Here is a 12,130-nt window from a genome sequence, read left to right on the forward strand (position 1 = left end):
TTTAACTCCTGGTCTATGTTAGTTTTACCTCACTTAGAAACAGTGGCGATGTTTGTCTCAAGTGTTTGTAACCCTTTAAGAGATTTCGCTTTATCTTTTGCTTTCAGCGAACCCTTCACTTGGGTTGCAGCATCTTCGATGACATTATAGGTTTTTGAAGATTTAGTTTTGACACCATCTTCAACTTTAGACCAAGAGTTTTCAAACTTATTAAATTCTTGTTGAGCTTTGTCAAAGTTTCCGGCTTGCACCGCAGTTTTTGTATTTGTAACTACACCGGTCAAAGTATCAAAACCTCCCTGCGTAGCACCAGGAGTTTTAGATACTGTTGTCGTCTTAGTGGTTTCTGTGGTGGCAGGAGTCTGAGTAGTGGATTTTTGATCGCTGTTGCATCCTACCAATGTCAGTAAGCTAATTGCAGTAACAGGGATGATGTAGATTAAGCGTTTCATAAGACCTCTTGAATAATCATAAGTCGCCAAGTAACGACGGTATCAGCTACTATATCAGCTAAAGTTGCTGGAGATATAGGAAGATTCTATACAAGTTTTCTCTCTGTAAATGCTAAAATTTTTCATCCAAGTTTTTATTGGTACGATTGTATTGAAGCTGTTTTCTATATTAGACATCTCCCAAAAAGCAAAAAAGAATGTAGAGACGTAGCAGTGCTACGTCTCTACAAGGGTTCTGGATAACGCATATTTAATTTCTGGAGATGTCTATTAATTTGGAATTTATGCCCCATCATTTTTGGTTGGTAACTAAGGTGTGATTTGTTACTTTATTTATGATTAAAAAAGCACGTAGAATTCAGAATTAATTCGTGGGTGACTTAAACTCACATATTTATCCGCTACTCGTACAGAATTCAGACTGAATTCTTTCTTGTTAAAAAGTCTTGAATAGAGTTGACAGATTCTTTTAACTCTAAAACTAAGTTAGTAGCATCTCTAAGCTCTTGATCGTAAGCTAATTTTTCTAGTTTTTCAGAGGCTAGATACATAGCTGTGGATCCAACATTGGCACTAGCACCTTTAAGGTGATGAGCTTCTCGCGCAATTTGCCCAAAGTCATCAGATGCGATCGCTGCAATAATTATCTCTAAACGGGGTTTAATATCTTCAACGCATATTTGCAATAGATTTAATTCAAATTCTCGATCGTTTCCCGATATCCGATGCAAGTGTTCCCAATCAATTGCTAGGTCAATTGTATCGTTTTTTGTGGTAAAAACGGTCTGTTCATCAACAACTGGCTCTTGTTTTGAGAGAATAACACCTGTCCAATGCTCTAGAGTTGCAGCCAATTTTTCTTTAAACACTGGCTTACTCAGATAGTCATCCATTCCTGCATTGAGACACATTTGTTCGTCTTCTTTCATCGCATTAGCCGTCATCGCAATCACCACAGGACGACGACGCAAAGCAAAAGCATCTTGTTGCCAACGATGAATTTCTTTTGTGGTTTCTAAACCATCGAGAATTGGCATTTGGCAATCCATGAGAATCAAATCGTAAGGAATTTTTTCTAATAGTTGTAAAACTTCCTCTCCATTGGCGGCAACATCAGCTTTGTAACCCAAACTCTGGAGTTGCTTCAGGGCCACTTTTTGATTCACCAAATTATCTTCAGCTAAGAGAATTCTTAACTTCGATTGAGTAGAGGAGTTAGGGGGAGAGGAAGTAAGAATGCTGGAAGTTTCTGTACTTGGGATTTTTGTGTTAGCCTCTAGCCTTCTTCCTTTAGCCCCTTCTTCTGGTTGAGGCTGAGTTTTTAGAATAGTCATAATAGTATCAAGGAGTCGAGAGGGCTTAATGGGTTTGACTAAATAAGCAGCAAATCCTATTTTGAGCGCCCGTTGGAATTGGGCGCGTTGATTAATAGAGGTAAGTATAATCAAAGGTATCTTAGCAATTGCAGAATTGGCTTTAATTTGTTCTTCTAAAGTCATCCCAGAAGTTTGAGCCATTTGCATATCAACCAAGACGACATCATAAGAATTCCCCCGTTCACAAGCTTCCTGAATAGCAATGAGTGCAGCAGCAGCACTGTCAGCTTGATCTACCTGCATTCCCCAACTGGTAGCTTGATGATAGATAATTTTGCAATTAGTAGCATTACCATCTACCACTAACAAGCGGCGATTGTTCAAAAGTTCGCGATCGCTCTTGACGTTTGCGTAGCGGATCGCAGACAAGCTATCGTTTGGCAAAACAGACTCAAGTTGTTTGGCAAAAGGCACCTCAAACCAAAACTTAGATCCTTTCCCCATCTGACTTTCTACCCCAATGACTCCTCCCATCAAAGTCACCAGTTGTTTGCAGATGGCTAATCCTAAACCGGTACCACCATACTTGCGAGTGATAGAAGCATCCACCTGGGTAAATGGCGTAAAGATTTTGTGTTGGTCTTCAGGGCTAATGCCAAGACCTGTATCTGTGATGACAAAATGGATGGTAACTGTTGTGGAGGAAAGCGATGGCTTTGCCAAGGGCGATCGCAATTCTACTTGCACTACGACTTCACCAACGCTAGTAAACTTGATAGCGTTGCTAATTAGGTTCATCAGAATTTGCCGTAACTTACTAGCATCGCCTTTGAGGTGGGTAGGGACGTTGCTATAAAGTAGTGCGGCAATTTCTAATCCCTTACTATGGGCTGAGGGAGCCAATAATTCCACTACTTCTTCAACACAAGTAGATAGGTTAAAATCTAGAGTTTCGAGATTCATTTCTCCAGACTCAAGTTTGGAAAGATCCAAAATCTCGTTGATTAAACTTAAAAGGGCATCTCCACTAATCCGAATTGTTTCAAGAAAATCTCGCTGTTCTGGATTTAAGGGAGTATCTAACACCAAACTGGTCATCCCCAAGACAGCATTCATGGGAGTGCGAATTTCATGACTCATATTTGCTAAAAAAGCACTTTTAGTCTGAGAAGCTAATTCCGCTTGGTGACGAGCAATTTCAAGTTCTTGTCGCTGACGAGTTTCTGCTTTTAAAAGTTGAGCTTGGGCTAAAGCAATACCTACTTGGTCAGCTATTTGCCGCAACAGATGAGTTTCAAAACTAGACCATTGGTGGGAATCATCACACTGATGGACTATGAGCAAACCACGAAGTTCTTCTTTGACCAGAATAGGGACAACAAAATTGACTTTGACCCCAAATTGTTGGATTAATTTCAAGTCACTTTGTTGGACTTCGAGCAAATCTAACTCAGCCAGTCCTAAAATCTCTCCTTGACGGTACTGCTGTAGATAGTACTGTTGCAAGTATTCTGCCCGTAAGTAAGGGGCAGTGATATTTTGCTCTTTGATTGCTGGTAAGCCAGAAATTACTGCTTCAACAACGGTGGTTGCAGACTCATCTGGCAAAAGCTGATAGATCAAAACTCGGTCAGTTTGGAGAATCTTTTGTACTTCCTTGACAGTGATTTCGAGAATTTCTTCGATTTGCAAAGACTGGCGAATTTTGAGGGTGATTTCGGTAAAAAGTTGCGATCGCAAGTTTTGGCGTTGTAATTCCTCTTCAGCCCGCTTACGCTGAATAAATTGGCCCACTTGCTCACCAATAGAATTCATCGTGTTGACTAAATCTTGGTCAGGAGGTTGGATTTCACGATTGAAGCAGGTAATCACGCCCAGAATTTTGTTACCAGTGCGAATCGGAAAACCGAAAGCTGCGTGTAGTCCTACTTGAGCCGCGATTTTAAAATGAGGAAAATTCAGATCCGTGACGACATTAGTCAGCCAAACAGGTTCAGAACTAGCCCAAACACGTCCAGGTAGTCCAATTCCTTCTATAAATGTGGTTTGCCGATTCAGTGCTTCAAATTCTTGCACTTCCAGGGATGCTTTATGCCAGATGGAAAGAAAACGCAGCACATTTGCTTGCTGGTCGACCATCCAAATTTCACCTAAATCCCATCCTAAACTCTCGCAGATTCCTTGCAAGATTCGGGGGTTAGCCTCGTTGATTGTGGTAGACTCTGCCAAAACGCGGGTTGCAGCATATTGTGCAGTTAAATGCTGTTGGACTCGTTTGCGTTCGGTGATGTCAGTGCCAGTGCCAACAATGTATTCCACCGATCCTTGATAGTCTTTTAAGAAGGTATTCGACCAGGCAATCAGTCGGCAACTGCCATCCTTCATTACCCAATGGTTCTCATACTCCAAAAAGCCTCTACCAGTTAGCAATTCCTCAAAAACTGCTTTAACTGATTCCATCTCTTCAGGAAGTAGCAACAAGTTCCAGAAATACCTACCCCTCACCTCATCAAAAGAGTAACCCGTTATTTGCTCACAAGCTTGGTTGAAACGAACAATTTTCCCTTGAGAATCGAGAACTATTACTAACGCACTGGCTGTATGAAGGACTGCTGAGATCAAGTTACGTTCTTGATTTAAGCTTTCTTCTGCCCTTTTGCGCTCTGTTACCTCACGATAGATGAAGTAGTAAACTACAGTAAGAACGATAAAACTTAGGCAAATAGCGATCGCAATTATCATAGTATGGGCGCAAAATGCGAAATCTCGATGTGTTTCTAAGACATCTAAACCGACTTTTGACTTAAACCACTGGCGATTTGTATCAATTAAGCTAATTAAGGCAATAGGAGTCTGACAAATATACGAGGCTAAACGGGTGAGATCATCAAAGGCAGCTTCAGATGGCGTGTCGAGAATTTTATACTCCAAAAGTGTCTCGATTCTCTGTACTTCGTTATTAGGTAATGGTGCTTTCATCCTTAAGCCTTATCTATATTCTGGGGGCTGGGGAAGAGGCAGGGGGAGCAGGGGAGGCGGGGGGAGCAGGGGAGGCAGGGGGAGAATAAAAAATTAGCTCTTTCCCCCCTTTTTTAGTGCTGAGTTTAGGAGTTAGGAGTTAGGAATCAGAATTTAGTATTTTTCCCCTGCTCCCCCTGCACCCTGCTTCTCTGCCTCTTCCCCATACCTAATGTCCAATGCCAATGTCCAGGTCAATAAACTTACTTCAATTAATGACAATAGTTTAGTTAAAAGCGTTAGCGTAATTTCACTGAGTTCGCCCTTATGAACCAATTTGTCAAATGATTAAGTCTCTGCTGTATTTTTTGTGGGCTGGTTTATTTGAAATTGGGGGCGGTTATCTTGTCTGGTTGTGGTTGCGCGAAGGTAAGCCGTTCTGGTGGGGCATATTGGGGGGAATTGCTTTAGCTTTGTATGGGGTGATTGCAACTCTTCAATCGGCAAATTTTGGCAGAGTGTATGCGGCTTATGGCGGTGTGTTTATCGCAATAGCAATGCTTTGGGGTTGGAAGGTAGACGGGGTAACTCCAGACCGCTACGACCTCATAGGAGCATGTTTAGCTTTAATGAGTGTTCTAATTATCATGTTTGCACCCAGACCTTAAGTAAAACTTCTATAGCAATCTGATTTGATTTCTGAATCACTCGTAGAGAAAGGGAATAGGGAATAGGGAATAGGTAAGAAAAAATAAAGATGTACTGAGTTTTGTTCAAAAATCAAATAGGAGTCTTATAGATTAATAAATTTCGTAATACCTGCTTTTTAGAGACTGACAAAAAATAAATTATCCAAAATTATTTGTACATTTGCTAGGTAGGATATATATGCTATGCGAAGATGGGATGTTTTTTTTGCTGGAATTTCCTAAACAGATAATAACCTGACCAGAAATCGCCAAGGTTTTTTAATAACCAGCCTAAGTAAGCAGCCATCTGTATATCTCCCGCATAAATGCTTAGAGATAAAGAGAATTCATGATAAATTTGTACAAATTTTCTGAAAATTGATAATAATTATCAATTTTTACAAGTATCTTGATTTGTAACACGAAGTAACTAAAAATTTGGAGTTTTGTAGTGCTTGCATAAAATGCTATCCTGCACAAAAAGATGCAGTGATTGCATCGTTACACTCTTGTTTCCATTTTGGCAACTACAATCAGGATTATATTTTTGTTAACATTTCCAGCAAATTAAAGTTAAGTAACTTTCAAGACAAAAATGTGCAGCTAAAAGTAATCAAATGTAGTTAAGGATACAAATCATTGGTGCTTAGGAAGAAAAAGAAGTGTTGAAGAAAGTTGTGATGATTGGGGCTATCACCCTACTGTTTTTGGGAGGGCCGCTAATGGGCAATGCTTTTGCCCAAACAGCAGCTGCTGTACCTGCTGCTGATACTGGAGACACGGCATTTATGCTGATTTCAGCAGCACTCGTGCTGCTAATGACACCAGGATTGGCGTTTTTCTATGGTGGATTTGTGCGATCGCGCAATATCCTAAACACATTGATGATGAGTTTTGTCTTGATGGCGATCGTGGGAGTTACCTGGATTCTCTGGGGTTACAGTCTTTCTTTTGCACCAGGGTTGCCATTCATCGGTGGATTGCAGTGGTTTGGGTTGAACGGTGTCGGTTTAGAGACTCAAGGCTACTTGCCGCATCTGCCTTATGAAGATGCCCTCAAAGCAGCAGACCCCAAATATGCTGATGTAGTCTCTTATGCCGGAACGATTCCCCACCAGGCATTCACGATTTATCAAGCCATGTTTGCCATTATCACCCCAGCCTTAATTTCTGGGGCGATCGTTGAGCGGATGAGTTTCCGCGCCTATTCGCTGTTTGTGCTGCTGTGGTCAACCTTTGTTTACGCCCCCCTAGCCCACATGGTATGGGCGAAAGGTGGATTCTTGGGTTTATATGGTGGATTAGGTGCCCTCGACTTTGCAGGTGGCACAGTAGTTCATATTAGTTCTGGTATTTCTGCTCTGGTAGCAGCGCTCGTTCTTGGCCCTCGGAAAACCCATCCCGATCGCCTGAGTCCGCCACACAACGTTCCTTTCATTTTGCTGGGTGCTGGCTTGCTCTGGTTTGGTTGGTTCGGTTTCAACGCTGGGAGTGCCCTAACTGTTGCTAGTGGAACTTCTGGTGACTTCACCACAAATTTAGCAACAACAGCCTTTGTTGCTACCAATACGGCGGCGGCGGCGGCAGCTTTAATGTGGCTAATTTTGGAAGCAGTTTTACGGGGTAAACCCACAGCCGTAGGAGCGGCGACAGGAGCCGTTGCTGGTTTAGTAGGCATCACTCCCGCAGCTGGATTTGTGACACCGCTATCAGCGATTTTAATTGGTTTCATCACCGCCTTTGTTTGCTTCTATGCTGTAAGTTTCAAGCACAAACTGCAAATTGACGATGCTTTAGATACCTATCCCGTGCATGGCGTTGGTGGTACAGTGGGGGCAATTTTAACGGCCATCTTTGCCACAACTCAAGTTAACGGCGGAGGTAAAGACGGAGTGCTGCGTGGTAATTTTGGTGAATTGGGAGTTGAACTAGCAGCAATTGCAGTTGCTTACGCGATCGCAGGTGTTGGTACGTGGATCATTCTCAAGGTTATCGATGCTACAGTCGGGCTACGAGTTAAAGAAGAAGCAGAATTGCAAGGTTTGGATATCAACGAACACGGTGAAGAAGGTTACAACTCCGAGTTTGGCGATCGTCCGACTTAGTAGGGAGTGGGGAGCAGGGAGCAAGGGAGAAGAGTTTTCCCCCTGCCCCCCGCCCCTCTGCCTCTTTTCCATGCCCCATTCCCCATTCCCCAATTTAAGATTGTGTAATTTGCGATCGCTAGCGTTAAAATTTGATTCAAATAATTGGTAAATTTCGCTAGTTGTGTCTACTTCTTTTAAAACCTTTCCTATCTGGGCATTTTTCTCGCTGTTAACCAACGGCATCCTAATGTTGGCGGTCATCCTGCTAATTTGGCAACAGCAGAGATTGTCCGCTTTTTTTGGGATAGTAACATCCCCAGAACAAATTAACCTGAACAACTCAACCCAAATTGCTACACCTGATTTGGGTCGCCGTCACCAACTCTCTTACCAAGAGTGGGTAGACATCCTCAAGCAAGAAGCCAAGGTAGCTGCTGACCAACGTCCTCCGCATTTAACCATCCTGGCGGGAGATTCTCTGAGTTTATGGTTTCCCCCTGAGTTATTACCCGAAGGTAAAACTTGGCTCAATCAAGGAATTTCTGGCGAAACCAGTAATGGACTCTTAAACAGGTTGGAGATATTTAACCGCACCCAGCCAGAGGTAATTTTTGTGATGATTGGCATTAATGACCTAATTCGAGGGATGAGCGACGGGGTAATTTTAGATAATCAGCGACAAATTATCAGTTACCTCCAAAAGACGCATCCCACCGCGCAAATTGTTGTGCAATCGATTTTGCCACATGGGGCAGAAGACGCAACCTGGAAAGGACGAGATAAACTCTTAGCTGTTACTAACAATCGCATTCGGGAGTTGAATCAGCAACTACAAAGCATATCTACTAAAAAAGGTGTCAAATATCTCGATTTATATCCCCTGTTTACCAACAAACAAGGAAATCTCCGCCGGGAATTTACTACTGATGGCTTACACTTAAGTCCCGAAGGCTATATAGTTTGGCGTTCTGCATTGCAGATTTATAGCGAGATCAAATTAAAACCCTATTAACGTCCTTCACGAGAAAAAGGGTTTTCAGCATTTTTCTTATAAATCGCGTCTGGGTGCGAGAAAATACAAAATAGTGGTTTAAGTAAACAAATCTAATGGATACAAAAGCTTTTAAGCGCAGCCTGCAACATTCAGAAAATTACAATCGAAAAGGCTTTGGTCATCAAGCAGAAGTTGCCACCCAGTTGCAATCTGAGTATCAGAGTAACTTGATTCAAGAAATTCGCGATCGCAATTACATTCTGCAACGGGATGATGTGACGATCAGACTAGCACAAGCCTTTGGCTTTTGCTGGGGTGTAGAACGCGCTGTAGCTATGGCATACGAAACCCGTCAGCACTTCCCCACAGAACACATCTGGATTACTAACGAGATTATCCACAACCCTTCTGTAAATCAGCGAATGCAGGAGATGGCAGTAGAATTCATCCCTATTGAAGGAAAGAATAAAAACTTTTCTGTTGTTGGCACTGGTGATGTAGTGATACTACCAGCTTTTGGGGCTAGCGTTCAAGAAATGCAGATACTTCACGATAAAGGCTGCAAAATTGTTGATACAACTTGTCCTTGGGTATCTAAAGTTTGGAATACAGTAGAAAAGCACAAAAAAATCGATTATACATCAATAATTCACGGGAAATATAAGCACGAAGAAACAGTCGCTACTAGTTCCTTTGCTGGCAAGTATTTGATTGTGTTGAATTTATCAGAAGCAGCTTATGTTGCTGACTATATTCTCAATGGTGGGAATCGTGAAGAATTTCTGACAAAATTTGCTAAAGCTTGTTCAGCCGGATTTGACCCCGATCGTGATTTAGAAAGAGTTGGCATTGCTAATCAAACTACGATGCTTAAAGACGAAACTGAGCAAATCGGCAAGCTTTTTGAGCGGACTATGTTGCAGAAGTATGGCCCCATTGAGTTAAATCAGCATTTCCAAAGCTTCAATACTATCTGTGATGCCACTCAAGAACGGCAAGATGCAATGTTGGAATTGGTGGAGCATAATTTAGATTTAATGGTAGTAATTGGTGGGTTTAATTCATCAAATACTACTCAATTGCAACAAATTGCTTTTGAGCGAGGAATACCTTCTTATCACATTGATACTGTTGAACGGATTAAATCAGGAGATTCTATAGAACATCGACAATTAAATGGGCAGTTAACGACTACAGAAAATTGGTTGCCAGATGGTGAAATTGTCGTAGGAATCACTTCTGGTGCTTCTACACCAGATAAGGTGGTAGAAGATGTGATTGAGAAGATTTTTGCTGTGAAAGCAACAACAGCACTGGTTTAACAGCAATCAATTATTAATTTCATTTCTTGGCGAAACACTACACCAATATCAGTTATCAAGTTTGTAGTCAGGACTTTATTCCTTCTTTTGAAAGCACTAAAGTCCTGACTATAAACCATCAAAACTATTTACTATTTTCAAAAATTGTGAGAAATTCAATAAATGGCTGTTTATGAGCAAATTGGCAAAAGCTATGATTTGACTCGTCGCGCTGATCCTGAAATTGCTGCCCGATTAGCTGTTCACCTTCAGGTAAAATCAGATTTTTCATATCTTGATATAGGATGTGGCACTGGAAATTACACACTAGCTTTAGCAAAACATGGTGGTGTTTGGCATGGAGTAGACCAGTCAAAACAGATGATTGATGCTGCTACAAATAAGAGTAACGCTGTACTTTGGCAAGTTGCAGAAGCTGAAGCATTACCTTATGCTAATGGGACTTTCTCTGGTGTGTTATGCACGCTGGCAATACATCATTTTGCTGCACTAACTCCTGTTTTTAAGGAAGTTTATCGTGTATTGGCGGCTGGTTATTTTGTATTATTTACTGCCACACCAGAGCAAATGAGCAAATATTGGTTAGTCGAATATTTTCCAGAGGCTATACATAAATATGCTGAAAATATGCCAAGTTTAGAAAAGGTTAGATATGCTCTCAATGAGGCAGGCTTTAACTCAGTCAGCATCGAACCTTATTCTATTTCAGAAAATTTACAAGACTTATTTTTATATAGTGGGAAATATCGTCCTGAAATATATTTAGATGAAAATGTCCGCGCTGGAATTTCTACCTTTGCGTTGTTAGCTTCGGCAAATGAAATCACAACAGGATGTCAAAGGTTAGCAGCAGATATTAATACAGGACACATTACTGAGATTGTCAATAAGTATAAAAACAATCAAGAAGATTACTTGTTTTTAGTCGCTAATTAAAGTATTAATCATGAATTAGCATGACAGAGAAATGGCTTTCTATCGTCGGCATTGGGGAAGATGGATTACAGGGGTTAAGCGCGATCGCTCTTTCTCTAGTCGATCAAGCTAAAGTAATTGTCGGAGGCGATCGCCATTTGGCAATGTTGCCTACAGACGATCAACGTGAGAAACTAGTCTGGGCATCTCCCATTAGCACTTCTGTAGACGAAATCATCAAGCGTCGGGGTGAGTCAATCTGCGTACTTGCAAGTGGCGACCCTATGTGTTATGGCATTGGTGTCACCTTGATGCGGCGAATTCCCGTCTCTGAAATGACGATTATCCCCGCACCTTCAGCCTTCAGCCTCGCCTGTGCCAGGGTTGGATGGTCTTTAACTGAGGTAGAAACCTTGAGTTTGAATGGTCGTCCATCCTCCCTAATTCAGTCTTATATCTATCCAGAAGCGCGACTGTTGATTTTGAGCGAAGGGAAGGACACACCCGCCGTTGTTGCTCAAATTTTGACAAATCGCGGCTACGGGGGCAGCAAAATCACCGTCTTGGAGCGGATGGGCGGCGCTTATGAAAGAATTATCGAAGGGACGGCTGCATCTTGGAATGAAACTGAAATTGCGGCTTTAAATGCGATCGCAGTTTATTGTATTGCTGATCCTGGGGTTATCCCTTTGCCAAGATTACCAGGATTGCCAGATAACGCTTACCACCACGATGGACAATTAACAAAGCGTGAAGTTAGGGCAATCACCCTAGCAGCTTTGGCTCCCACACCGGGAGCGCTATTGTGGGATGTTGGCGCGGGTTGTGGCTCAATTTCTATTGAATGGATGCGGAGTAATGCTCGGTGTCGAGCGATCGCGATCGAGCAAAATTCATCTAGACTACTCTATATTGCCGATAATGCCGCCACTCTCGGTACTCCAAATCTGCAAATCATTGAAGGGAAAGCGCCCCATGCTCTGAAAGATTTGCCTGCACCAGATGCCATTTTTATTGGTGGTGGGGTGACAGCAACGGGACTTTTTGATGTTTGCTGGGAAGTATTGCGGCCGGGTGGACGTTTGGTGGCAAATGTGGTGACGGTAGAGGGTGAGCAAACTTTATTTCAATGGCATGAACGAGTCGGTGGTGATTTAACTCGTATTGCAATTCAACGGGCGGAACCTATTGGTAAATTTTTCGGCTGGCGAGGAATGGCGGGTGTAACGCAGTTGGTAATCGTAAAATAACAAGATTTGTCTCGCATCTGAAAACGTGCCAGCTAAATCTTTAACCGCTTACTTCGTTTTGTACCCTTCTACTTGCAAAGACGATACGCCAAGGGCAAAAGCAATAATCAGAAGTAATTAACCGCACATGATATCAAACGATAAATC

Annotated in this window: 8 protein-coding genes; 6 read left to right on the forward strand and 2 right to left on the reverse strand. The window is 42.1% G+C overall.

Going from position 1 to position 12,130, the window contains the following annotated elements:
* Window positions 1-29 precede the first annotated feature (29 nt).
* Window positions 30-452 (reverse strand): DUF4363 family protein, encoded by a 423-nt coding sequence (locus HWQ36_RS28190; protein WP_292708973.1) that lies wholly within the window; start codon window positions 450-452, stop codon window positions 30-32.
* A 416-nt stretch (window positions 453-868) separates the two neighbouring features.
* Window positions 869-4,747, reverse strand: a complete 3,879-nt coding sequence (locus tag HWQ36_RS28195; RefSeq protein WP_292708975.1) for a response regulator — start codon at window positions 4,745-4,747, stop codon at window positions 869-871.
* A 323-nt stretch (window positions 4,748-5,070) separates the two neighbouring features.
* Here HWQ36_RS28195 and HWQ36_RS28200 point away from each other — a divergent pair, with 323 nt between their 5' ends.
* From HWQ36_RS28200 to cbiE, 6 genes are all read left to right on the forward strand, one after another.
* Window positions 5,071-5,394: a YnfA family protein gene (locus HWQ36_RS28200; RefSeq protein ID WP_292708977.1), complete on the forward strand. Its 324-nt coding sequence runs from the start codon at window positions 5,071-5,073 to the stop codon at window positions 5,392-5,394.
* A gap of 683 nt (window positions 5,395-6,077) precedes the next feature.
* Window positions 6,078-7,520, forward strand: a complete 1,443-nt coding sequence (locus HWQ36_RS28205) for an ammonium transporter (protein ID WP_292708979.1) — start codon at window positions 6,078-6,080, stop codon at window positions 7,518-7,520.
* 163 nt (window positions 7,521-7,683) lie between these two features.
* Window positions 7,684-8,514, forward strand: a complete 831-nt coding sequence (locus HWQ36_RS28210) for an SGNH/GDSL hydrolase family protein (protein ID WP_292708981.1) — start codon at window positions 7,684-7,686, stop codon at window positions 8,512-8,514.
* A gap of 95 nt (window positions 8,515-8,609) precedes the next feature.
* Complete coding sequence (locus HWQ36_RS28215; RefSeq protein WP_292708983.1) at window positions 8,610-9,818, forward strand: 4-hydroxy-3-methylbut-2-enyl diphosphate reductase; 1,209 nt, start codon at window positions 8,610-8,612, stop codon at window positions 9,816-9,818.
* A 162-nt stretch (window positions 9,819-9,980) separates the two neighbouring features.
* Complete coding sequence (locus HWQ36_RS28220) at window positions 9,981-10,754, forward strand: class I SAM-dependent methyltransferase (RefSeq protein WP_292708985.1); 774 nt, start codon at window positions 9,981-9,983, stop codon at window positions 10,752-10,754.
* Window positions 10,755-10,774: 20 nt separating this feature from the next.
* Entirely contained in the window at window positions 10,775-11,983 is a 1,209-nt protein-coding gene (cbiE, locus tag HWQ36_RS28225; protein ID WP_292708987.1) for a precorrin-6y C5,15-methyltransferase (decarboxylating) subunit CbiE, read from the forward strand.
* Window positions 11,984-12,130 lie beyond the last annotated feature (147 nt).

This window comes from Nostoc sp. NMS2 (genome assembly GCF_017115105.1).
Taxonomy (GTDB): domain Bacteria; phylum Cyanobacteriota; class Cyanobacteriia; order Cyanobacteriales; family Nostocaceae; genus Nostoc.

Excerpts from the sequence above, each read along its gene's own strand:
- HWQ36_RS28200 (WP_292708977.1), top strand. The coding sequence starts at position 5,071 with ATGATTAAGTCTCTGCTGTATTTTTTGTGGGCTGGTTTATTTGAAATT.
- HWQ36_RS28215 (WP_292708983.1), top strand. The coding sequence starts at position 8,610 with ATGGATACAAAAGCTTTTAAGCGCAGCCTGCAACATTCAGAAAATTAC.
- HWQ36_RS28195 (WP_292708975.1), bottom strand. The coding sequence starts at position 4,747 with ATGAAAGCACCATTACCTAATAACGAAGTACAGAGAATCGAGACACTT.
- HWQ36_RS28220 (WP_292708985.1), top strand. The coding sequence starts at position 9,981 with ATGGCTGTTTATGAGCAAATTGGCAAAAGCTATGATTTGACTCGTCGC.
- HWQ36_RS28190 (WP_292708973.1), bottom strand. The coding sequence starts at position 452 with ATGAAACGCTTAATCTACATCATCCCTGTTACTGCAATTAGCTTACTG.
- cbiE (WP_292708987.1), top strand. The coding sequence starts at position 10,775 with ATGACAGAGAAATGGCTTTCTATCGTCGGCATTGGGGAAGATGGATTA.